The sequence below is a fragment of the Mesorhizobium sp. 2RAF45 genome, from assembly GCF_052115225.1.
Taxonomy (GTDB): Bacteria; Pseudomonadota; Alphaproteobacteria; order Rhizobiales; family Rhizobiaceae; genus Mesorhizobium; species Mesorhizobium jarvisii.
Window position 1 is genome coordinate 162779 of record NZ_JBFRGG010000011.1, and the last position, 20660, is coordinate 183438.

The 20660-nt window shown below is 62.2% G+C and carries 31 protein-coding genes, 2 tRNA genes and 1 pseudogene; 19 read left to right on the forward strand and 15 right to left on the reverse strand.

The features are described 5' to 3' along the window. Positions 1-2: 2 nt before the first annotated feature. Together AB4Z43_RS24770 and AB4Z43_RS24775 are read right to left on the reverse strand one after the other, a co-directional pair. Positions 3-1361, reverse strand: a complete 1359-nt coding sequence (locus tag AB4Z43_RS24770; RefSeq protein WP_038645812.1) for a sensor histidine kinase — start codon at positions 1359-1361, stop codon at positions 3-5. Next, positions 1348-2019: a response regulator gene (locus tag AB4Z43_RS24775; protein ID WP_019857362.1), complete on the reverse strand. Its 672-nt coding sequence runs from the start codon at positions 2017-2019 to the stop codon at positions 1348-1350. Before AB4Z43_RS24775 ends, AB4Z43_RS24770 begins: the two co-directional genes overlap by 14 nt. A gap of 484 nt (positions 2020-2503) precedes the next feature. Between AB4Z43_RS24775 and AB4Z43_RS24780 the strand changes: the two genes are divergently transcribed. From AB4Z43_RS24780 to AB4Z43_RS24800, 5 genes are all read left to right on the forward strand, one after another. Then, positions 2504-2707, forward strand: a complete 204-nt coding sequence (locus AB4Z43_RS24780; RefSeq protein WP_019857363.1) for a DUF680 domain-containing protein — start codon at positions 2504-2506, stop codon at positions 2705-2707. A 46-nt stretch (positions 2708-2753) separates the two neighbouring features. Further along, complete coding sequence (locus tag AB4Z43_RS24785; protein WP_019857363.1) at positions 2754-2957, forward strand: DUF680 domain-containing protein; 204 nt, start codon at positions 2754-2756, stop codon at positions 2955-2957. Positions 2958-3005: 48 nt separating this feature from the next. Beyond that, positions 3006-3233, forward strand: a complete 228-nt coding sequence (locus AB4Z43_RS24790; RefSeq protein WP_019857364.1) for a DUF680 domain-containing protein — start codon at positions 3006-3008, stop codon at positions 3231-3233. Positions 3234-3619: 386 nt separating this feature from the next. After that, complete coding sequence (locus AB4Z43_RS24795) at positions 3620-3853, forward strand: DUF680 domain-containing protein (RefSeq protein WP_019857365.1); 234 nt, start codon at positions 3620-3622, stop codon at positions 3851-3853. Between the two features lie 212 nt (positions 3854-4065). After that, complete coding sequence (locus tag AB4Z43_RS24800; RefSeq protein WP_019857366.1) at positions 4066-4305, forward strand: DUF680 domain-containing protein; 240 nt, start codon at positions 4066-4068, stop codon at positions 4303-4305. Positions 4306-4351: 46 nt separating this feature from the next. Here the strand turns inward: AB4Z43_RS24800 and AB4Z43_RS24805 are convergent, their stop codons facing one another. The 4 genes from AB4Z43_RS24805 to purM are packed head-to-tail and all read right to left on the reverse strand — an operon-like array spanning position 4352 to position 7049. Further along, entirely contained in the window at positions 4352-4861 is a 510-nt protein-coding gene (locus AB4Z43_RS24805) for a SixA phosphatase family protein (RefSeq protein ID WP_019857367.1), read from the reverse strand. After that, on the reverse strand, positions 4861-5202 hold the full coding sequence (locus AB4Z43_RS24810) for a hypothetical protein (RefSeq protein WP_019857368.1): 342 nt from the start codon (positions 5200-5202) through the stop codon (positions 4861-4863). The genes AB4Z43_RS24805 and AB4Z43_RS24810 overlap by 1 nt, the downstream gene beginning before the upstream one ends. A gap of 12 nt (positions 5203-5214) precedes the next feature. Then, complete coding sequence (purN, locus tag AB4Z43_RS24815) at positions 5215-5928, reverse strand: phosphoribosylglycinamide formyltransferase (protein ID WP_441939228.1); 714 nt, start codon at positions 5926-5928, stop codon at positions 5215-5217. Then, complete coding sequence (gene purM / locus AB4Z43_RS24820) at positions 5925-7049, reverse strand: phosphoribosylformylglycinamidine cyclo-ligase (protein WP_441939230.1); 1125 nt, start codon at positions 7047-7049, stop codon at positions 5925-5927. Before purM ends, purN begins: the two co-directional genes overlap by 4 nt. Positions 7050-7254: 205 nt before the next feature. On the opposite strand from purM, the gene AB4Z43_RS24825 reads away from it, so the two are divergent. Genes AB4Z43_RS24825 through hdaA form a run of 3 tightly spaced genes read left to right on the forward strand, consistent with a single transcriptional unit; the run spans position 7255 to position 9693 of the window. Beyond that, the gene (locus AB4Z43_RS24825; protein ID WP_441939232.1) at positions 7255-7812 is read left to right on the forward strand and encodes a CDP-alcohol phosphatidyltransferase family protein; all 558 of its coding nucleotides are present in this window, start codon (positions 7255-7257) and stop codon (positions 7810-7812) included. Further along, positions 7784-8992 carry an AI-2E family transporter gene (locus tag AB4Z43_RS24830; protein WP_020628823.1) on the forward strand — a complete coding sequence of 403 codons (1209 nt, stop codon included), beginning with the start codon at positions 7784-7786 and terminating at the stop codon, positions 8990-8992. Before AB4Z43_RS24825 ends, AB4Z43_RS24830 begins: the two co-directional genes overlap by 29 nt. Then, complete coding sequence (gene hdaA, locus AB4Z43_RS24835; protein WP_069091839.1) at positions 8989-9693, forward strand: DnaA regulatory inactivator HdaA; 705 nt, start codon at positions 8989-8991, stop codon at positions 9691-9693. The genes AB4Z43_RS24830 and hdaA overlap by 4 nt, the downstream gene beginning before the upstream one ends. A gap of 403 nt (positions 9694-10096) precedes the next feature. Here the strand turns inward: hdaA and AB4Z43_RS24840 are convergent. Next, positions 10097-10173: transfer RNA gene (locus AB4Z43_RS24840), tRNA-Pro, on the reverse strand. 125 nt (positions 10174-10298) lie between these two features. On the opposite strand from AB4Z43_RS24840, the gene AB4Z43_RS24845 reads away from it, so the two are divergent. Together AB4Z43_RS24845 and AB4Z43_RS24850 are read left to right on the forward strand one after the other, a co-directional pair. Continuing rightward, entirely contained in the window at positions 10299-10604 is a 306-nt protein-coding gene (locus AB4Z43_RS24845; RefSeq protein WP_015318428.1) for an ETC complex I subunit, read from the forward strand. A gap of 45 nt (positions 10605-10649) precedes the next feature. Beyond that, positions 10650-10726: transfer RNA gene (locus AB4Z43_RS24850), tRNA-Arg, on the forward strand. Positions 10727-10813: 87 nt separating this feature from the next. Here the strand turns inward: AB4Z43_RS24850 and AB4Z43_RS24855 are convergent. From AB4Z43_RS24855 to AB4Z43_RS24885, 7 genes are all read right to left on the reverse strand, one after another. Then, positions 10814-11839, reverse strand: coding sequence for a tyrosine-type recombinase/integrase (locus tag AB4Z43_RS24855; RefSeq protein ID WP_441939235.1), 1026 nt, complete (start codon positions 11837-11839; stop codon positions 10814-10816). 216 nt (positions 11840-12055) lie between these two features. Next, positions 12056-12460 (reverse strand): HNH endonuclease, encoded by a 405-nt coding sequence (locus tag AB4Z43_RS24860; protein ID WP_051726762.1) that lies wholly within the window; start codon positions 12458-12460, stop codon positions 12056-12058. Beyond that, entirely contained in the window at positions 12457-12969 is a 513-nt protein-coding gene (locus AB4Z43_RS24865) for a hypothetical protein (protein ID WP_441939237.1), read from the reverse strand. Before AB4Z43_RS24865 ends, AB4Z43_RS24860 begins: the two co-directional genes overlap by 4 nt. A 65-nt stretch (positions 12970-13034) precedes the next feature. Further along, a complete protein-coding gene (bet, locus tag AB4Z43_RS24870; protein ID WP_441939239.1) occupies positions 13035-14057 on the reverse strand; it encodes a phage recombination protein Bet in 1023 nt (340 codons plus the stop codon). Continuing rightward, positions 14057-14581 (reverse strand): siphovirus Gp157 family protein, encoded by a 525-nt coding sequence (locus AB4Z43_RS24875; protein ID WP_441939241.1) that lies wholly within the window; start codon positions 14579-14581, stop codon positions 14057-14059. The genes bet and AB4Z43_RS24875 overlap by 1 nt, the downstream gene beginning before the upstream one ends. Continuing rightward, the gene (locus AB4Z43_RS24880) at positions 14578-14784 is read right to left on the reverse strand and encodes a hypothetical protein (protein ID WP_441939243.1); all 207 of its coding nucleotides are present in this window, start codon (positions 14782-14784) and stop codon (positions 14578-14580) included. Before AB4Z43_RS24880 ends, AB4Z43_RS24875 begins: the two co-directional genes overlap by 4 nt. Continuing rightward, positions 14784-15002, reverse strand: a complete 219-nt coding sequence (locus AB4Z43_RS24885) for a hypothetical protein (RefSeq protein WP_441939245.1) — start codon at positions 15000-15002, stop codon at positions 14784-14786. The genes AB4Z43_RS24880 and AB4Z43_RS24885 overlap by 1 nt, the downstream gene beginning before the upstream one ends. A gap of 398 nt (positions 15003-15400) precedes the next feature. On the opposite strand from AB4Z43_RS24885, the gene AB4Z43_RS24890 reads away from it, so the two are divergent. Then, on the forward strand, positions 15401-15700 hold the full coding sequence (locus AB4Z43_RS24890; protein WP_441939247.1) for a hypothetical protein: 300 nt from the start codon (positions 15401-15403) through the stop codon (positions 15698-15700). On the opposite strand, the gene AB4Z43_RS24895 is transcribed toward AB4Z43_RS24890, so the two are convergent. Continuing rightward, positions 15697-16383 carry a LexA family protein gene (locus AB4Z43_RS24895; RefSeq protein ID WP_441939249.1) on the reverse strand — a complete coding sequence of 229 codons (687 nt, stop codon included), beginning with the start codon at positions 16381-16383 and terminating at the stop codon, positions 15697-15699. The two genes, AB4Z43_RS24890 and AB4Z43_RS24895, sit on opposite strands and share 4 nt — an antisense overlap. Positions 16384-16720: 337 nt before the next feature. On the opposite strand from AB4Z43_RS24895, the pseudogene AB4Z43_RS24900 reads away from it, so the two are divergent. The 8 genes and pseudogenes from AB4Z43_RS24900 to AB4Z43_RS24935 form a co-directional block, all read left to right on the forward strand. Continuing rightward, a pseudogene (locus AB4Z43_RS24900) lies at positions 16721-16966 on the forward strand (DUF2312 domain-containing protein); the annotation flags it as partial. Between the two features lie 536 nt (positions 16967-17502). Beyond that, entirely contained in the window at positions 17503-17688 is a 186-nt protein-coding gene (locus AB4Z43_RS24905) for a hypothetical protein (protein ID WP_441939251.1), read from the forward strand. Between the two features lie 377 nt (positions 17689-18065). After that, the gene (locus AB4Z43_RS24910) at positions 18066-18386 is read left to right on the forward strand and encodes a transcriptional regulator (RefSeq protein WP_044549986.1); all 321 of its coding nucleotides are present in this window, start codon (positions 18066-18068) and stop codon (positions 18384-18386) included. A gap of 16 nt (positions 18387-18402) precedes the next feature. Beyond that, the gene (locus tag AB4Z43_RS24915; protein WP_441939253.1) at positions 18403-18660 is read left to right on the forward strand and encodes a hypothetical protein; all 258 of its coding nucleotides are present in this window, start codon (positions 18403-18405) and stop codon (positions 18658-18660) included. Then, the gene (locus AB4Z43_RS24920) at positions 18657-19382 is read left to right on the forward strand and encodes a hypothetical protein (RefSeq protein ID WP_441939255.1); all 726 of its coding nucleotides are present in this window, start codon (positions 18657-18659) and stop codon (positions 19380-19382) included. Before AB4Z43_RS24915 ends, AB4Z43_RS24920 begins: the two co-directional genes overlap by 4 nt. After that, positions 19379-19600: a hypothetical protein gene (locus AB4Z43_RS24925; RefSeq protein WP_441939256.1), complete on the forward strand. Its 222-nt coding sequence runs from the start codon at positions 19379-19381 to the stop codon at positions 19598-19600. The genes AB4Z43_RS24920 and AB4Z43_RS24925 overlap by 4 nt, the downstream gene beginning before the upstream one ends. 2 nt (positions 19601-19602) lie before the next feature. Further along, entirely contained in the window at positions 19603-20439 is an 837-nt protein-coding gene (locus AB4Z43_RS24930) for a DNA cytosine methyltransferase (RefSeq protein WP_441939347.1), read from the forward strand. Further along, complete coding sequence (locus AB4Z43_RS24935; RefSeq protein WP_441939258.1) at positions 20436-20657, forward strand: hypothetical protein; 222 nt, start codon at positions 20436-20438, stop codon at positions 20655-20657. Before AB4Z43_RS24930 ends, AB4Z43_RS24935 begins: the two co-directional genes overlap by 4 nt. Positions 20658-20660: the final 3 nt, after the last annotated feature.

Sequence of the window (20660 nt, forward strand, 5' to 3'; positions counted from 1 at the left end):
GGCTAGCTGCTTGCCAGTGGCAACCTCACGTCAACAACCAGACCGCCGGCCGCGCCATCCCGCAGGGTGACGCGGCCGCCGGCGTTTTCGATAACCTCGCGCACGATGGCGAGCCCCAGCCCGCTGCCTTCCTCGGTCGAGCCGGCGATGCGGTAGAAGCGCTCGAACACGTGATCCCGCTCTTCCACCGGGATGCCAGGCCCGTCGTCGGTGACCGTCAGTACGGCTTCGCCATCGAGGGCCGCCAGCCTCACAGTGACGCTGCCACCTGACGAGGAGTAGCGTAGCGCATTGTCGACGAGGTTGACGATCATCTCGCGCAGCATGGTGCCGTCGCCGATGACCGGCACGGGACCGGCCTCCTCAAGGCCGAGATCGACGTTGCGGCTGACGGCGATCGGCGCATGGGTTTCCAGAACCTGGCGAGCCGCTTCGGTCAGGTCGACACGGTCGGCGCGCGGCCGTCGGCTGCCCGGCTCGGCTCTCGACAAGGTCAGCAGTTGTTCGGCAAGCCGTGCCAGGCGGCCGGAGCTTGCCTGCAAGGCCACCAGTGCCTCGTGGCGGGCATCGGGGACTGTCTCTCGCAGCGCGTAGCTCGCCTGCGTCGACAGCAGCGCCAGCGGCGTGCGCAACTGGTGCGCGGCATTGGCGACGAAGCGGCGTTGCGACGCCATCTGTGCCCGCACGCGTGCCATATAGGCGTTTAGCGCATCGATCAGCGGGCGGATTTCACTCTGCGCGCCCCGCACTTCAATCGGATCGAGGTCGCTGCGGTTCGGCGAACGCACCGCGTCGCGCAGCCTGATAAGCGGCGCCAGGCCGCGATGCAGGCCAAGCAGCACGAACAGGCCGGCGATAGCCACCAGCGCCAACTGCTGGGCAAAGGCGCCAAACCAGAGTCGCCGCACCATCGCGTCATGTCCGGCAAGGGTGACGCCGACGGTAACCGATATCGGCGAATCCTCGCCGGCACCGACCACACCCTGGCTGAAGCTAAGCAGCCGCAGCCGGTGATCGCGATAGGTTGCCTCGGTGCTGGACGGCGTCAATGCCTCCGGCAGATTGGGATAGCCGGTCAGCAGCCGCCCTCTGGCGGTCTTGACATGGTAGTAGACGCTGTCGCGGTCGCCCGTATCGAACATCTCGATCGCTGCCGGCGGTATCGTGGCATCGAGCACGCCGTCGGTCATGGCGACCTGCTCGGCGATGGTCCGAGCCGAGCCGAGCAGCATTCGGTCGGTGACCAGGTTGGCGGTGGCCAGCGCGCTGCCATGGCTGGTCCACAGATTGATGGTGGCGAGTCCGGCCAGCGGCAGCACCACCCATGCCAACAATTGCAGGCGGAGGCTATTGATCTTCATGTCGCAAGAGATAGCCGAGGCCACGCAAGGTGGCGATCTGGACCCGCGACCCTTCGAGCTTCTTGCGCACGCGATGCACATAGATCTCGATGGCGCTGGGGTCGGCATCGGTCTCGAAGTCATAGATCGCCGCCGAAAGTGCTGCCTTGCTCACCGTGCGCCCGGCCTTCACCATCAATTGCTCCAGCACCGCATGCTCGCGGGGTGTGAGCGCCAGTGCTTCGCCGGCGAGCGAAAACAGCCTTGTGTTGGTGTCGAAGACGAGATCGCCGCAGGCAACGACAGGCGCGGTGCGGTCATTGGCGCGGCGCAACTGCGCCCGGATACGGGCCTCGAGCTCCTCGATCTGGAATGGCTTGGCCAGATAGTCGTCGGCGCCTTCATTGAGGCCCTTGACCCTGCCGTCGAGGCTGGCATTGGCGGTCAGCACGATCACCGGCACCCGGTTGCCGCGCGCCCGCAGCAAGCGCAGCACCTCCAGGCCGCTCATGCGCGGCAGCGCCAGGTCGAGGATGACGAGCGCATGGTCGCCCGCCGCCAGCGCGTGCTCGACATCCTCGCCGTCATGGACGATGTCGACTACATAATTCGCCTGGCGCAAGGTCTTGCCCAGCCAGTCGGCCAGTTCGCGATTGTCCTCAACGAGCAGCAGTCGCATATCTATGACAGTCCCAATCCCATTTGCGGCCTTCCAGCGGGTCGCCTTGGCTTGATGACCGCGGCACCCTGATCTCTCCTGAATGAGCGACAGTATCGATCTCAACGCAAGACAAATGCGGTCTTGGCGAGGGATAACTGCAGACCCTTGCAGCTTCAAATCAGTCAGTCCATACCCATAAATCGAACCGAACGGTTCGGTTCTGATTGACAGATTGTACCGCAAACGGTGAACAATGGCCTCCGAAAACACTCCGGTTTGGTCGGGGGCGCTGAGCCTAATGAGCTGAAATCATTGCGTAAATCGCGCAGAAATTGCTGCAATGCAATATGCATTGTCTATAATATAAGCAAATCCTGCAAAGTCGACGCGACTGGTAATCCCAAAAGGCATTCCCTACTTCGGGGTGGTCCGAGCGACGCGAAAATCCTCCCAAGGGCACGCCACTAGACGGACAGGACAGATAAATACTGGAGTAAAGAAAATGACCAAGATCGCTCTCACCGCCGCCGCCATCCTCGTCGCCACGGGCACCGCTTTTGCCGGCAGCGACAACTACGGCTCCAACAACGTCAATCAGCCCGCCGCCGCTGTCGACCATTCGGTCACCGCTTCGACCTCGAAGTCGACCGCGACCGTCCAGGCCCAGGCTCCGCAGGGCGCTGACCGCAACCTCTTCGGCCGCTAATCGCGACTGCCGAGATCAACCTAATTTGAATTCAGGAGTACTTAAAATGACCAAGATCGCTCTTACCGCCGCCGCCATCCTCGTCGCCACGGGCACCGCTTTCGCCGGCAGCGACAACTACGGCTCCAACAACGTCAACCAGCCCGCCGCCGCTGTCGATCATTCGGTCACCGCTTCGACCTCGAAGTCGACCGCGACCGTCCAGGCCCAGGCTCCGCAGGGCGCCGACCGCAACCTCTTCGGCCGCTAAATCGCGACTGCCGATATCAACCCGAACTTCAATTCAGGAGTACTTAAAATGACCAAGATCGCTCTCACCGCCGCTGCCATCCTCGTCGCCACGGGCGCCGCTTTTGCCGGCAGCGACAATTATGGATCCAACAATGTCAACCAGCCGGCTGTCAGCCAGTCGTCCTCTAACATCGACACCACGCATACCGGTTCGATCGTGAAGTCTTTGAAGGCACAGGGCGACGCCAATGCCGACGTCCCGGCTCAGTCGGGTCAGGGCATCTGGGGCCGTTAATTCCTTCAACCCCCCGGAAGACGACAAAGAGCGGTGGGCCTGGCCCGCCGCTCTTGTTTTTTATGCATGCGATTGTACCGATCTGAAATCGAACCGATCGGTTCAAATAATGTTGACGAACCGTGAGCGGACGGTCAACGCCGACTCGACAAATCGCCACAATGTGCACGGGCGCCTTCCGATAACCATATGATATTTATTAATAAATTTTCTTACACCTGACCCTTGGCCAAAATTCAAGGTCCGGATCTCGCGCGTGATGGAACATCTTCGTGATTGGAAGTCGGCGAACGAAAAACCCACTTCCAGCCTGTCCGAGCGACGCGAAATTCCTCCCAAGGGCACGCCACTAGACGGACAGAACTAGGAATACTGGAGTAAAGAAAATGACCAAGATTGCACTTACCGCTGCTGCCATCCTCGTTGCCACGGGCAGCGCCTTTGCCAGTAGCGACCATTATGGCTCGGACAACGTCAACCAGCCGGCCATCACAGCGCCTGCGGGCAACATCGACCACAGCCACACGGCCTCGATCCGCAAGCCGGTCGAGCATCACGGCTTCAAGCTGACGCCTGATTCTGTCCAGCCGGAATCCGGCCAGGGGATCTGGGGCAACTAAGCCAACGCTCAAGCAGGCCTCGATGACAAAGAGCGGTGGGTTCGGCCCGCCGCTCTTGTTTTTTGCGCAGCAGGGCAGGCACGGGCTGGCATCGGTTTGAGCAGCAGAGGGAAAGCTCCGCGTCCGGGAATAAAACCGGATGGCCTCGGGTCTTATTCCCAGCGGAACCGTCCTCCCAAGACGCCGCCTAACGGAGAAACCAGGAGATTGAAATGAACAAGATTGCTCTCGCTGCCGCCGCTATCTTCATTGCGACCGGCGGCGCCCTTGCCGGCAGTGACCACTACGGCTCCGACAATGCCAACCAGCCGGTTGCCTCGATTGCCGGCGTGGATCACGCCGCCACCAGCGCGGTCAAGAACACTGATATGGCCGGGCACAAGGCGGGCGATACCAGGATGAAGACCACCACCGACTGGCCGGAACCCGGCCAGGGTATCTGGGGCAACTGAGGTTTCGGGCGCGGCGGGCTTGCCCGCCGCATGCCCGGCAGGACTTCTAGCTCAGATCCTTGGGGCGCAGGCAATGCGTCAGTCGGGCGACCGACAAGCCAGACCAGTCGCCGTCGAAGACAAAGCGCGCGATGGCTGCCGTGGGGAACTTTTCCTCGAGCCTCTTGTGGGCCTTGGCCTCCGAGCCTGATCCGGCAAGCTGTTTCGCCAGATCCTCCAAGCCCGGATTGTGGCCGACCACCGCCAGGCAGCCGCTTGATGGGTCGACTTTACGAATCTGGCTTAGAATATCCGCCGCTGAAGTCTCGTAGAGCGCTTCGGCGAACACGACCTTGGGATACGCCGGCAGTTCCGCGGCGATCAGCCGCCATGTATCACGGGTGCGCAGAGCCGACGACACCAGCACCAGATCCGGCAGCCAGTCGCGCGCCGCAAGCTCCCGCCCTATCAATTTGGCCGCCTTCAACCCGCGTTCGGCCAGCGGCCGGTCGACATCATCGAGAGCAGGGTCGTCCCAGCTCGATTTGGCGTGGCGCAGAAGGAGTAGCTGTTTCATCATTTTGAGCCCGACCAGGGAATATCGGCATGAAAGTCTCTGCCATATCCGCCGCCGTGCTTGGTGCCGGCTTCAGTGTCGAAAGCTGCGGCAAGGGCACCGAAGATAAACAACCCGACGCGCCGCTCATCCTTATCCCACCGGACGACGATATCCGATCCGCTGATGGCCCAAGAGCCCGATCGTATGTGAATTGTATCAACGACGGAGCCTGACTCGTCTCCTTGGGCTCGATAGAGGTAAAAATATGCGGTGGCGTTTTGCGGGTCTCCCGCCTCGTCATATTCGAAAACGCCGGCCAGGTCGCCTCTCGTCCGGATCGCACTGTCGAAAACGCCCATTGGCCTCGGCCCTCAGGGCGTAATCCGCGCCAGATGTTCCAGATCGGCCTCCTCGCGCAGCGGATCGGGCGCCATCACCACCGAGGTGCCGTTGTCGGCATCGTCGGCAAAGTGGGCGAGCACCGTGCGCCCGGCCTCCATGCGCGCCTGGCCTTCGGCGACCAGCCCCAGCGCCAGCGGATAGAGCCGGTGCTCGGCCTTCAGCACCCGGGCAGCCAGCGTATCGGCATTGTCGCCGACCATCACCGGCACGGCCGCCTGGGCGATGATCGGCCCGTCGTCCATCTCTGATGTGACGAAATGCACGGTGCAGCCATGGATGCGCAGGCCCGCGGCCAGCGCGCGAGCATGGGTGTCGAGGCCCTTGAACGCCGGCAGCAGGGCAGGGTGGATGTTGATCATCCGGCCTTGCCATTTCTGGACGAAGCCGGAGGAGAGGATGCGCATGTAGCCGGCCAGTGCCACGATCTCGGCATTTAAGGCGGTGAGCGCGGCGTCGATCGCCGCGTCATGCGCCTGCTTGCTGCCATGGTTGGCGCGGGCAATGACCTGCGTGGCGATGCCGCGCGCTTTGGCGATGCCGAGGCCTGCGGCGTCGGCCTTGTCGGAAATCACGCCGACGATCTCGGCCGGGAAGGCCGGGTCGCTGGCCGCCGCGATCAGCGCGGTCATGTTGGAGCCGCGTCCCGATATCAGGACGACAGTGCGTTTTCTCTGCGTGCTCATAGGCCGATCGAGCCCCGATAGATGACGCCGGCATCGCGGCGCGGCACGATGCGGCCGATCGGCGTCACCGTCTCGCCGGCTTCCTGCAGCACGGCGGCGACCTGCGCCGCCTGGCCGGAGGCGACCGCCAGGATCATGCCGACGCCGCAATTGAAGGTGCGCATCATTTCTTCCGGCGCCACGCCGCCGCTCTTGGCCAGCCAAGAGAACACCGCCGGCACGTCTATGGCTTCCAGGTCGAGCTCGGCCGAGAAATCCTTGGGCAGCACGCGCGGAATGTTCTCCGGGAAACCGCCGCCGGTGATGTGCGCCAGCGCCTTGATGCCATGCGTGTTGCGGATCGCCTTGAGGATCGACTTGACGTAGATGCGGGTCGGTTCGAGCAGCGCCTCGGCCAGCGTCGCCTCGTCGTTGAACGGCGCCGGATCGCTCCACGCCAGGCCGCTGGCGGCGACGATGCGGCGCACCAGCGAAAAACCGTTCGAATGCAGGCCCGAGGACGCGAGACCCAAAAGCACGTCGCCTTCGACGATGTCGTCGGTGGGCAAAAGCTGGCCGCGTTCGGCCGCGCCCACGGCAAAGCCGGCGAGATCATAGTCCTTGCCGTGATACATGCCGGGCATTTCCGCCGTCTCGCCGCCGATCAGCGCGCAGCCGGCCTGCCGGCAGCCTTCGGCGATGCCGCCGACGATCGCCGCACCCTGGTCGGGGTCCAGCTTGCCGGTGGCGAAATAGTCGAGGAAGAACAGCGGTTCGGCGCCCTGCACGACGATGTCGTTGACGCACATGGCGACGAGGTCGATGCCGATCGTGTCGTGCTTGCCGGCATCGATGGCGATCTTGAGCTTGGTGCCGACGCCGTCATTGGCGGCGACCAGCACCGGATCGGTGAAGCCGGCCGCCTTGAGGTCGAACAACCCGCCGAAACCGCCGATCTCGCCATCCGCACCGGGCCGGCGCGTGGCACGCACCAGCGGCTTGATCTTCTCGACCATGAGATTGCCGGCATCGATATCGACGCCGGCCTCGGCATAAGTGAGCCCGTTCCTGCGCTTGCTCGTCTTGGCCTGGCCCGTTTTGGGCTGGCCCGTTTTGCGCTGGCTTGTGTCGCGCTTGCTCATCGCAATTTTCCTGCTCGTTTGCGGGCTCTTCGCATGAACGGTTTCGGTCCGCAAGGATAACGGCGGAGCCGAGCGCCATTTGACCTGACAAAAGCGTGGATAGAATGGCATCGGGTTTGGCGCTCGCACCTGGAACGAACTGTCCCTTGTGGCGGCTCTCCATCTCCTTCATCTATCTCCAAACAGCGCATGGCGGGACAATGAGTTGACCATCCCCAATCTGATCACCATCCTGCGCCTTCTCCTGGTGCCTGCCGTGGTGCTGGCCATGCTGCAGGCCCGCTGGGACTGGGCCTTTGCCGGCTTCGTCATCGCCGGCGTCTCGGATGGCGTCGACGGCTTCATTGCCCGCCGTTTCAACCAGCAGTCCGAACTCGGCGCCTATCTGGATCCGGTGGCCGACAAGCTGCTTCTGGTTTCGGTGTTCGTCGTCATGGGCTACATCGGGCAGTTGCCGCTGTGGCTGGTCGTCACCATGGTGTCGCGCGATGCGCTGATCGTCTGCGCGGTCCTGTTGTCCACGGTGATGGCGCATCCGGTCGAGATAAAGCCGTTCCTGGTGTCGAAGGCCAATACAGCCATCCAGATCGTGCTGGCGGCGGTCGTGCTGGGCGAACTCGCCTTTGCCATGCACCTCGACCCGCTGCGGCCAGCCCTCATATTGCTGTCCGGGGTCTTGACCGTGGCTTCGGCCGCGGCCTATCTCGTGGCTTGGCTGAGGCATATGAGCGGCTATGGCGAAGGCTCCAATCCGGACATCTGAGGAAGAAGCGGCGGTGATCGAGGCCGCGGCTGCCGATCTTGCCGCGGTCTCCGCGTTCCGCCGGCAGATCTCCTTCTGGGTGGCCGGCGTCGCTGCCCTTGCGCTGTTCCTCTATATGTTCAGCAACATTCTGCTGCCCTTCGTCGCCGGCATGGTGCTTGCCTATTTCCTCGATCCGGTCGCCGACCGGCTGCAGCGGCTTGGCCTGTCCCGTTTCATGGCGACGGTGGTCATCCTCATCACCTTCCTCATCGTGCTGGTGCTGGCCTTTGTCATCCTCATCCCGGTCCTGGCGACGCAGATGGCCGATTTCGCCGGCAAACTGCCGGAATACCTGACCCGGCTGCAGAGCCTGATCACCTCCTTTGATCCGAAATGGCTCGAGCAGAAATTCGGCGTCAACGCCAATGGCTTGCGCGATGGGCTGAATTCGCTGCTGACGTCGGGTTTCGGTCTGCTCACCACGGTCTTCACCTCGATCTGGAGTTCGGGCGTGGCGCTGGTCTCGGTGGTCAGCCTGTTCGTGGTGACGCCGGTCGTCGCTTTCTACATGCTGCTCGACTGGGACCGCATGGTGGCGGTCATCGACAGCTGGGTGCCGCGCGACAACGTCGCGACCGTGCGCGCCATTGCGCGCGACATCAACACCGCGACCGCTGGCTTCGTGCGCGGGCAGGGCACGCTATGCCTGGTGCTGGGCGCCATGTACGCCACCGGTCTGACGCTGACCGGGCTGAATTTCGCCATCCTCATCGGCCTGTTCGCCGGGCTCATCTCCTTCATCCCCTATGTCGGCTCGCTGACCGGGCTGGTGCTGGCCGTCGGCGTCGCTTTCGTCCAGTTCTGGCCGGACTGGACGATGATCGTCGCCGTCGCCGTGGTCTTCTTCATCGGCCAGTTCATCGAAGGCAACATCCTGCAGCCCAGGCTGGTCGGCAAAAGCGTCGGCCTGCATCCGGTGTGGCTGATGTTCGCCCTGTTTGCCTTCGGCGCGCTGTTCGGTTTTGTCGGTCTGCTGATTGCCGTGCCGGCTTCCGCCGCCGTCGCCGTTCTGGTGCGCTTCGCTATCGCCCGCTATCTCGAATCGCCGCTTTACAAGGGCCACGCGACAGAGGCCGCGCCGCCGCTGCCGGCCGATCGTGGCGGCGGCCACCGCACCCAACCACGTCGCTCGAAGTGACCGCCCAGCGAACCGATCCGCCGCGCCAGCTGCCGCTCGATCTCGGCCACGGCACTGGCTATTCGCGCGACGAACTCGTCGTCTCCGGCACCAACAACCAGGCGGCGGCACTGGTCGATCGCTGGCCGGACTGGCCCTCGCCGGTGGTGGTGCTGGCAGGCCCCGCCGGCTCCGGCAAGACGCATCTGGCTGCCATCTGGCGTGTGCGCGCCAATGCGGTCGCCGTCGACGCCCGGCGCATCGGCGACAGCATCGCCAGTCTCGGCGCTCGGCCGGCGCTGATCGACGATGTCGATGCCGGCGCGGTCGATGAACAAGGCCTGTTCCATCTGATCAATGCGGTGCGCGGCGCCGGCTCGACGCTGCTGTTGACCGCGCGGCGTTTTCCCTCGGCCTGGGGTGTGTCGCTGCCCGATCTGGCCTCGCGGCTGAAGGCGGCGGCGACGGTCGAGATCCACGAGCCCGACGACCTGCTGCTGGCCGGTGTCATCACCAAACTGTTCGCCGACCGCCAGGTCGAGGTCGAACCGCATGTCGTGCAATATCTGGTGCGGCGCATCGAGCGCTCGCTGGCGACAGCCATGCGCGTGGTGGAGCGGCTGGACCGCACCGCGCTCGAGCGCAAGATGCCGATCACCCGCGCGCTCGCCGCTGAAACGATCAACGCCATGGACGAGGGGCAGCGCGAGTTCGAGATTTAGCCGATCGCGATGCCTCGACCACCAGCAGACGCTGGGCATGTCCCATTTCGGGACAGAGCAGCTGGCATCTATCTTGCTGCACAAAGTTTGCCGGCTGACCCCGGTCCTGATTGCGTTCCAAATCAGGTTGTAGGCTCGCCGGGAATGAGTTTGGGGTTCTCGCCCGGCGAGCTTGCCTTCCAGCCGCTCTTGTATACCGGGCTCGATCTATCCACGACCGACATAGGAGGCGCGCTCCAGACTTGAAGTCGGGTGGAGTGGCGGCGGTCATCCGGCAGAACTGGACCGGCACGCGTATCGTCGCGTAGGCGGGGCCTGGAGCGTGTATCCGACCAAAGGCACGACAAATCTGCCGGCTCTCGTGGCGGGCGACGGCGCCTTGGCGCGGCGGATACGAAGAAGATGGTCGGAGTGGAGAGATTCGAACTCCCGACCCTCTGGTCCCAAACCAGATGCGCTACCAGCCTGCGCTACACTCCGAACGGTCTGTTGCCTATTCATTTCGGTGTTACATGGCAAGTGCAAAAACCTTGCCGCCATGCGCATTGCGCAGTAATGACGGGCGAAGGGGCGGCGATGCTGCCTTGCACAACCATGAGGTGGCCATGTCCGCGCGCATTTTCAGCCCAGCCAAAACCGCGATGCAGTCCGGCAAGGCCAAGACCGGCCACTGGGTGCTGGAGTTCGACCCCGAGATGCGCAAGAAGATCGATCCCCTGATGGGCTATACGACGTCGGGAGACATGAGAAGCCAGATCAGGCTGACCTTCGACACCCGCGAAGAGGCCGTGGCCTACGCAGAAAAGGAAGGTCTTGCCTTCCGTGTCGAGGAGCCGAAAGAGACCAAGCGCCGCCAGATTTCCTATGCGGAGAATTTCCGCTATGACCGCAGGACGCCCTGGACGCATTGAACGGCGCCAGCGCCAGATATCCAGCCGGCCCTTCGGCCGGCCAGCGGTCCCGTAGCTCAGCTGGATAGAGCACCGGCCTTCTAAGCCGATGGTCACAGGTTCGAATCCTGTCGGGATCGCCAACAATTTCAAGTAGTTAGATGCCATATTGCGGCCGGAAGACCAACCGAAATTGGCCGTTTTACAAACCGTTTTACAGTTTTCGTTCCTCATGGGTTCCGTTCCATGCGCAGGATCACCGCATCGCTGGCGTCCTGATCGTCGGCCAGGTAGTGCTTTTCCAGAACGGATTTGATCTCTGAAATCGAGTGGCCGGATATCTTGGCGATGTCCTCGACGCTCGATCCCTCCCGCGCCCGCTCAGTGATGAACGTTCCACGCAGATCGTGGAAGGTGACGCCTTCGATTTGGAGGCGGTTACACTCCTTCCCCCACGACGTTTTGAAGCCGTCCTTGGTCCATGGCCGCTTTCGAGAGTTGAGCAGGATGCGCATCTTGTCCTTGTCGAGGACATCCAGCATCGCTTTCAGCTTCGAATGGACGCGGACCTTCAGCTTCTTGCCACCCTTCGACTGGTGGAATTGAAGGTAGATCCCGTCGTAGTCCTTCCAGGATCGGGAAAGCAGGTCGCCTTGGCGCTGGCCGGTGTGCAGCGCCATTTCGAAGGCAAGCAGGAGGTGAGCAGGCGCGCCGGCACGGAAAGCCTTGATCTGCTCCTGTGACCACACCGATTCGCGCCGTGAGCCGTTGTACAGCCGTTCGATGCCGGTGCAGGGGTTCTTGTCGATCAGTTCGTCGGCGACGGCGTAGGAAAACACCTTGGACAGCGAGAACAGCAGCTTGTCGGCTTTGCGCGGGTTGGCAGCAAAGCTCCTGTGCCATTTCCTGATTTCGGCTTTCATGCCCTTTTGCTGGGTCAGCCTGACCGGAAGCTTAGGCCATTTCTCCTTGATGAGCCGGAACGCATAGAGATGGTCCGTCTGGGTCGTATCGGCCAGCGCCAGGAAATCAGGGTTGCGCTTTTCCTCCGGGCCGGTGAATCGATCAATCAGCGTCTCAAGGGTCTCGACAATCTTGGGTGTCGCGAGCGCCTTGAGCTTAGCGTATTCCAGCGCGAAGGCCTCAGTGTGCGGCTTTGCCTCAATCTTCGGGCCTCCGCGCCATGCGTAGTGGTAGACGCGCGTCGATCCGTCGGCCAGCTTGCGCTTGACCGTATGGATGCCTTTAAGCGCCACCAGCACCGCTCCTGTCTCTCCACGCTAGATACTCGTCCAGCGTATCAAAGGCTTCGGGCGAATCATCGTCGTCAACTGGCTTCTGTGCCTGTGCGAGACTAGCGGGGATAAGGCGGAAAACTGCCGACCCTATCTTGACTTCGACAATCCCGCGCTCCGCCTCGGCCGCTCGCAGCAATGTTTGGGCTTGGCGTTGCGAAAGAGCGAGCGCTCGCGTCATCCTTTTCTCCGCTCAACGCCATCTCGGGTCGGCGCGAAGCCGCGCGACCGGATCGGAGCTTTCGATTTCGGGTAGACGCCAAGATGCTTGGCGCGGACGCGATCAGCCTTTTCTCGCAGGGCGTTTTCGTCCGCCGATTTCGCCTTGTGTGGTTCGACCAGGGCGGGCCGCAAGTTGCTTTCGCGGTTCTCGCCGCCCAACGACAGAGGCTTGACGTGCTCAAGCTGCCATTTCTCACCGGCGCCGATTGGCCGCTGGCTGATATGGCACATGCCGTTGGCGCGAAGGAAGATGCGAGCGCGGACGGTCGGAGGCGGCACGGAATCCGGCGTCTTGCCGATCCATTCCTTCACGCTGCGGCCGCCGTTCGGATCATCGATCTTTCCAGTGCTGCCGATCATGCGGCCTCGCTTTTCGCGGTCGCGCCGCGTTCGACGCCGAGAAGGTCGTCGAGAAAATCGAGAACGGCCTGCTTGCTCTCCTGGAATGCCTTGGCGCCCATAGCCGGCACGGATTGGCTCTTGGCCGTCCAGATGCGCACCACGTTCTCGCGCGCCTCGATGATGGCATAGTCGTCTAGCGGGCGGATGGTGCGAACCAGATCCAGCGCGGCCGATTTCGTCGCGCAGACATATTCGCGCTCGTCACGGTAGCCTTTCCGTATCAGGGCCTTTTTGCGGAGGTGTTCGGCAGTCGGGTAGATTTCGACCAGTTCATCTGGAAGGTTCTGCCAGGCCGCATGGACGCAGGCAAAGAAATGCCGATGCGAATTGGCGGAACGGTCGTGATGCTCGACGATCCGGTAGACCTCGCCGACGACGAAAGCCTTGTCGGCGCGGGCGGCCCAAAACTGCGAGATCGGCACCATAGCCTCGCCGTCCCATCGCATAGTGATTGGTGCTTCGGTCATCGGGTCGTTCCTTTGAGAAATGCCCGGCGCGGTACGCGGACACAGCCGCGCCGGATCGCTGGAGGTCAGCCAGCGGAAACGGGGTGTTGTGCGATCTCGCGGCGCGCGGCAGCGTCGGCGATGTGGTCGATCTCGACCGGCGCGCGGCTGGCCTTTTCGATGGCCTTCTTCAGTTCGAGCGCATCGCCGGGATGCTTCGCCCAAAAGAGCTGGAGGCCGGCGCGGTTGGCGCTGTTCCACTTGACGACGGTCTGATGGTCGCTTTCGCGGATGAAGGCCAAGCAGCGGTCCATGAACTCGCCGGCTGGCACATTCTCCAAAGCCCAGCCGTCGCCCCATGACATCGTGATGGCGTCGTTGCCGGCAACAAGCCGCAGGCGGTTTTCTTCCTGCTCATGCGCGACGATTTCAGACGCTGCCATTTCCAAGACTTTGGCGCGATCCATCTCGGCCTCATCGTAGAGGCCGGTGAACTGCTCGGGCCAGCCGGCGCGCAGCGCCTGCATCTCTGCGCACTTGGCAATCATGAGGCGCGGCATCCGACACCAGTTGCCAGAATCGTCCAACTGCGGTGTCGCGCCATCGCGCAAAACGCGCTTCTTCTTCGGCTTGCCGCTGTCCTCCCAGGTCTCCCCGGTATCGATCATCTTGTAAGCGTCGTAGGGATACGAGATCGGCGCGAACTCGTCCCAATAGGACTGCCCGGCGACCTCGAACCACGCTGCAGTCTTCGCGTCCTGCTTCCACAGATAGACAGTGGCCGACACGATGCCTTGCGGGTTCGTCTCGCTCTTCAACTCGGCGTCGAATTCATACGACGGCGGTTTACTGGCCGGACGATAATCGCCGCAGCGCTGCGCGATGACGCGCTGGCCGTCGCGCGAAATGATGATCGTCATTTTGCGCTTGTTGGCGTCACCCTTCGAAAAGATCATCGGGATGATCTGACCAAGGAACGGGTCCAGGCCTTTCGCGCGGGCGACCTCAACGAACAGGTTGAATTCATCGTTGTTGCAGTCCTTGGCGACCGTCTTCTGGATCAAAGCCAACTGGCGCGGCGAATGAGTGTATGTCGTGATCGCGTTCATCATTTCCTCCGGATGGATAGTGAGACTGTGCCGTTGTCGAGCGCAGCGCCTGGCACCTTGCGACCGTCTGCCAGGGCGGCGACGAGCGCTCGCTTGTCGAGCTTCGGAGCCGGCCGCTCCTGCTCCACGAAGAACTCAGACGGAATGTCCGCCTCATTCTCGACGAGCAGTGCTGGCTTGCGCTTCGATATGAAAACTGTCGCTGTCGGCAGCGGGATATTGATCTGCTCGGCCGCGATCATCGCCTGCTCGATCGCCGCGCGAAGGTTTTCAGCGCGTGCTTCGATAGCCTTCCGGCGATCCGCGAAAGCCTCTTCTTTGGCCTTCAAGCCGATGACCATGACATCGAGGTTGTCGATCTGGTCTATCGCGGCAGCGACAGTTTCGTGCAGTGAGGTTTCGCCCTCGATGATGTCAGCGGCCAGGTCGGTATCGCCGCCGTGACCCGCATCCTGCAGCTGTGCGAGCAACCGCTTGGCGGCTTCAGCCTCAATCCTAAGCCCCCGAGAGACATCGATGGTCACGACGGCCTCCCACGATAGATTTCGCTGGCAATCCGGATGAACCGGCGGCGGACGATGTTGATGTCATCCTCGGGCGGGCCATAGCCGGCCTGCTTGTCGCGCTCGGCCTGTTCGACGTACTCGCGAAGCAGGTCCAGCTGATCCAAGGGCTGCTTGCCCTCGATGGCGCGCAGGGCGCGGTCGGAGAAGAACGGCGAGAGCATCAGTCGCGCTCCCCGTCCGTAGCCAGATCGACTTCGAGCAGGTCGAGGTCTTCGGCAGGAATGCCGCGCTTCAACTGGTCAAGGGTCAGCTGACCTACGCGGTAATAACGGCCGCCAGCGGCGACTGTGTACTCGGGACCGAGGAGGCCACCGAAAATCTTGGTGACAATGCGGAAGTCCGCGCTTTCTGCGATGGTTTGGCGAAGGTGGGCGTTCATTGCCGGTCCTCATCTGGTATGAGGAAACTATGCGATAATCGCACAATCGAAGTCAAGGGCAATTATGCGAAAATCGCACATAAGCCAATTTCTGTCGAAACTGAGCGCTCGAATCGGACTCGACTCGGCGGCGCGGTTCTGCTTTCTCTATGGGAACAAATGGAGAACGAAATGGGCTTGGCGTTAAGGAAGGAAACTCGGGTTTTCACGCTCCACGTTCGGTGCTCGAACTGCCTCCGGGAGAGCACAGTGCACATCGAAATACCCAACGAGGAGGGCGCCCCGGCTGACGCTGACGATCTGGTGGAAAGCGGCTGCCTGGATCACGTTCGCTATCAATGTAGCCCGTGCGAGAGTGTGATCGGGCAGCTAATTGGTGTCAGTGGTGGAGAGGTGAGATGAGCCGGCAAGAAGAGGTGAAGCAGTTCATTATCGTCGCGCCGGCAAGCCGCAAGAACGAGATCGCGCTATGCCGCGAGAGGCTAGCGGACTACCTAGCCCGCCGCTTCCCGCGATATGCGTTCGACATTGCGAAGCTCGCACCAGTGCAGGACGAGGATCATTTCATCCCCATCCCAATCATGAGTTACCGGTCTCCAGATGGAGACAATTTGATATGCAAGCCGGTGGATAAGTGGGTAGTGAGCGAGATCGCTGAAGCGTGCGCGGACTTCAAGCCGTCGGTGACGTTGAGCTAGGACAAAGGCACCTCGTTGACGATGCGACGAACAAGCCCGATGATTTCGACGGCGACCCCGTTGTCTGCGCTCGCGTCGTGGTCGATGACGATTGGTTTATGCTTGGCGTTGGTGGATCTTGGGTGGAATTCCGTTCGCCCTTGGTAAAGCTCGATTTGCTTGACCGACCATTCGCGGAATTGCCCGGCATCCCGCGTCCTTTCGACAACCACGACCATGCCGTCGCGTAGGGGGACAAGGTGAGCAACGTCTTCGTAGGCGACACAAATTACCCGGTCTCCAGGTAGAATCGGGCGTGGCTTCAAATCGGTCATGCTGTCTCCTGAAACATCGACAGCGAACTGCCGTGCGTTTGGAAACTGTTCGTCCGGGGGCAACGAGAGCATGACCGGATCAGATTGATCCAAGTCATCCACTTCCCGAAACATACCGGCTTCGGCACGGCCGGCCACCGGGACTGGCACCAGGCCACCGAGTGCTGGCCGTGTTTCTGCGCTCGGTGCAGCGACGCCAAAGTATGCAGCAGCGCGCGCCACCTCGGACGTCTTCAATTGCCGTTTGCCTGAAACGAGCTTGTTCATCGCTGATGGGTGAACGCCCAACGCGTTTGCCAAGCCAGTCTGCGACTTGCCGGGCTTTGCTAAGTTCTCGATTACCCAATCTCGGTATGGATCAGAATTCATGTGCGATTGTCGCACACAAAAATTTTGGTCGTCCTGTGCGAAGATCGCATAATTCGCTTGACGCGCTTGTGCGATAATCGCATATATGGCGGATGCAGACCGCTCTCGACCCCGCGAACTCCATAATCGAACGTTTCGGCGGCCAAGACTCCGTCATGGAGATCACCGGGGCCAGTCGCACGCGGGTCTACCGGTGGACACAGCCCCGCGAGAAGGGTGGGACCGACGGTCTTATCCCCATGCCTCATGCCTCGAAGCTTTTGCAGCACGCCAAAGAAAACGGTCTGCCGGTGACGGCGGACGATTTCATGCCTGCGCCGCGCCGTGGGAGGGCAGCATGACCGACATCACCGAAACCAGCCAGACAATCGCCGCCGGTCAGCTGCGCGCCTTCATCGAACGCATTGAGCGCGTCGAGGAAGAAATCAAAACGCTGAACGCCGACAAGTCCGAAATCTACAAGGAACTGCGCGGCGTCGGTTTTGACGTCAAGGCGGTTCGGCAGTGCGTCGCAGCTCGCAAGCTGGACAGTGCCGAGCGCGAAGAGCGCAACGCGATTTTCGACCTGTATTGGGAGGCTCTTACAGGCGCCTCTCGCGTGCACGTGCACGAGGAGCCCAAGCCCACGGCCACTAAAGCCCGCGCGGAGAGGGCTTCCAGCGGGAATACGGCCAAGCTGGTTACCAACGTTCCGCACGACGCCGAAACCGGCGAAATTTTCGAACAGAATTCGTCCGCTCCGACCTCCTCCCCGGAGCAGACGGACCAGCCCGGCACGGAACCTCCCTCCGTGTCGGGCACCAATACCGAGATTCCTGACCACGCCACTTCGGGGGCTGCTGACGGCCAGCCCAGCAAACCAAGCTCGGAAGCTGCTCGCGCAAAAAATGACGGTCCTCAGAAGGCCGTCATTGGTCAGGAAGGGCCTGTACGGGGCCATTCCGAGCGAGCCGTCACCATTTCGGATGCCGACGTTCCGGCATTCATCAAGAAGGCACCGTCGCCGGCGCCAAATCCCGATTGCCAGAAACCGCAGTCGTGCCGCTGGTCGCATAGCCAGGCCTCCTGCGCAAAGTGCGCCAACGACGCCGCCATCGCACGGCAGCGGGGGAGGGCAGCATGACCTGCCTTGCCATCTATCTCTACGCTGCAGGTTCATTGCTGGCGGTCCAGTACAGCCACGAGATCGGCGACGGACGGCTGTCGATTGGCACCGTCGCGCTCGCCTTGTTGTGGCCTGTCACGATCCCCTTTGTTTGGTGCTGGGGCATCGTTCAGACGGTTATCGACGCGGTGCGGTCATGAGCGCGTCTTTCGTGATCACCTGCACATGTGACGGGACCTGGACCGCTCGCGATCCACACACCGGGGCATTCGCCACCGGTGCCACTCGTTCCAAGGCTGAGGCGGAGTTGCGCCGCCTCATCGCCACCGCGAGGGAGGCAGCATGATTATCGTTCGCCCCCCTCGTTGCTACCCGCGCGTCCAGTTCTTGCAGGAGCCTGCGCGCGGCCTGACCAATCGTCTCGAACTCATTGTTTGTATCGTGTCTGTGGGGCCTTTCCATGTTGTTCGATCCTCTCTGGAGCCGCCATCAGGCGGGCTCTCCGCTCTTCCGCGAAGTCGACCCGATGTCGACGCCCCGGCTGGCTGGACTTCAATCCAGCATGGGGCACCACAGAATGTCTTCGACCTTCGACCACAAAACTTTGCGGCTCGACATGGATGGCTTTTGCCGGTTCGCGCGGCGAGCGTTTCCGACATCAACCGCGGCACATCTCGCCAGCGTCGTCGGCGCCACAATGTCGACGGCAGAGAAATGGCTCAGCGGCCACACACGACCATCGGGCGAGCATCTTGCCGCGATGATTTCCGCCTTCGGCCCGGCCTTCCTCGCCGAAGCAGTTCCATCAACCCGCCAGTGGGCCGCGCCGATCATCGAGCGCGCCAGACTGGCTGAAATCTCACGGCAGCTTTCCGAGATCCTGGAGGCTGCGGAATGATCCGAAGGAGTTTGCAATGCCAGCGTTCCAGCATGCGGGGATAATGACCGACGCCGCCACCGTGGCGAGGGATGCGCTGAACCGCACCGTTGTTGGCATGGCGCATTTCGCGGGCTCCGGGCCGTCCGGCTCATCATGCAGTGCGTGCGACCACTGGGTCACAAATCGAAACAAGATGATCTGTGACAAGTATCGCCAGCTCACCGGCGACGATCGCAAAGAGATCCCGTCGGGGACGCCTTGCTGCCGGTATTTTGTCGCGAGGCCGAAATGATCGGCTACACGCAAGCTGAAATCGACAGCATTGCGGCCTGGCTGAGGGCAGGGGATTCCGCGTCCAAAGCCGCCGCCAAGCTGTCAACCATGCGGGGCCGTGCGGTCTCACGCAATGCCATCATCGGCATCGTTCACCGCAACGCTAAGCTCGCTGCAATCGGTTTTGGCCGCGCCAAATCATCGCCTGCATCCGAAGGGACCAGCACGTACACGCCCGAGGAAATCAAGCTGGTCGCGGACTGTCTGAAGGCGAAGAGAAACTACGTCCAGATTGTCCAGCGGCTTGCCCTTAAGAGCGGGCGGGTCATCTCGCGTTTTGGGGTGAAAAGCCTTATCCGGCGCACCCCCGAACTCAACGAGATCGGCTTCAGAGGCAAGAAGGGCAGGCCGAGCGACAGGAAGAAGGCGGCGCCTGGCCAACTGCCCGGCAGGCTGTTTATCGCGGCCACGGCAGACATTGATCGTGATCCGAGCGCTTTCGACTATCTCACGCGGCCGGTTGTGCGGACTTTGGCGCCGCAGCCGCACTTCGCAGCGATGCGGTTTGTTGACTGCCTTCCGGCCCGCTGCCGGGCTCCGCTCAGCTATGACCTCGAGGAGCGGCCAGGTCCGGACATGCTGTGCTGCGGTCATCTCGCCGTGCCATTGCGCCCCTACTGCGCCTACCATGAAAACAGGCTGACCGCCCGTAGGGCCGAGTTCACTGCGGAGGCGGCATGATCTCCGCTGGCCAGCCCATCACCTACGACGTCAAGCTTTCGACGGTGCGAGCGCTCATCGCCGGAAAGCAGGATTGGCTTTCTCGGTTCGCATTTGGGAAGGCCAAGCGGCCTGATCACGAGATCGACCAGAAGCGAACCGAACTCCTCGTGCTCGGCACCATCGCCGAGGACTACGAGCGCGCCGTTGAGGTCACGAAGACGAGGGCGGCCGGGTGAATGTGGCTCTATGTCCCGAACACATCGACATCCTCAGCCTCTGCACGGGAGGGGCGGGCCTCGATCTCGGCGTCGAGCTGGCAATTCCGGGCGCTAGAACAGTCTGCATGGTGGAGAGGGAAGCCTTCGCCGTCGCGCACCTGGTGGCAGCGATGGAACAAGGTCTCCTGGCTCCAGCTCCTGTTTGGAGTGATGCCAGAACCTTCAACGGCAGAGCTTGGCGTGGCGCGGTGGACGGCCTCATTGGCGGCATCCCCTGCCAGCCATGGAGCCGAGCCGGAAAGCGCATCGGCAAGGACGACGAACGGGACTTATGGCCGGCAGCGCGACGCATTGTTGTGCAGTCGCGAGCTTGGTTCGTCCTCATTGAGAACGTCCCCGGCATGGTCGACGAAGGCGGAGCCGAAAGAATTTGGCGAGACCTTCAGCGACTTGGCTTTACGCTGGAGGGTGGACTGTTCAGCGCGGCTGAAACGGGCGCAGCGATCCGGCGTGACCGGTTATTTATTCTGGCAGTCGCCGACGACGCGCGATGCCAAAGGACAATCGGGAAGAGGCAACCGGATCAAAAGGGGCAATGGCGATCGTCTCCACGTAGCCAATCTCTGCGACCAGTTGGAAGACATGGACCGCCCAGACCTGATCAGGTCAGTCTCATTCCGCGAGACCCTGATGGGCTGGCCGCCCGCATTCTGCGACATCGCCACGACGCGCTTCGGATGTGTGGCAACGGTGTTCACCCGTTGGCGGCTGGAAATGCGATCCGCACTCTTGCAACTCGCCTCGCCAACAGCGGCTCCGCCGGCGCAACTCGCCTTGTTCGGATGATGGCAAAATGAAAACCTGCTGCCCTCACTGCCATGGTGTCTTCGAAGACGGTCGCGCCAGCGGCGCCTATTTGCGTGACGAACAGGCGCTTGCTGCCATCATCCTGTGGGGCTCAGGCCAGTTCGACACGGCCGACATCGCCAAGGCGCTGCAGTGCCGCGAGGATGCTGTTTATCGGACCCTGCAGATGGCCAAGGACGGCGCACGTGCCGACCGGAGGCGGGCGTGAGCA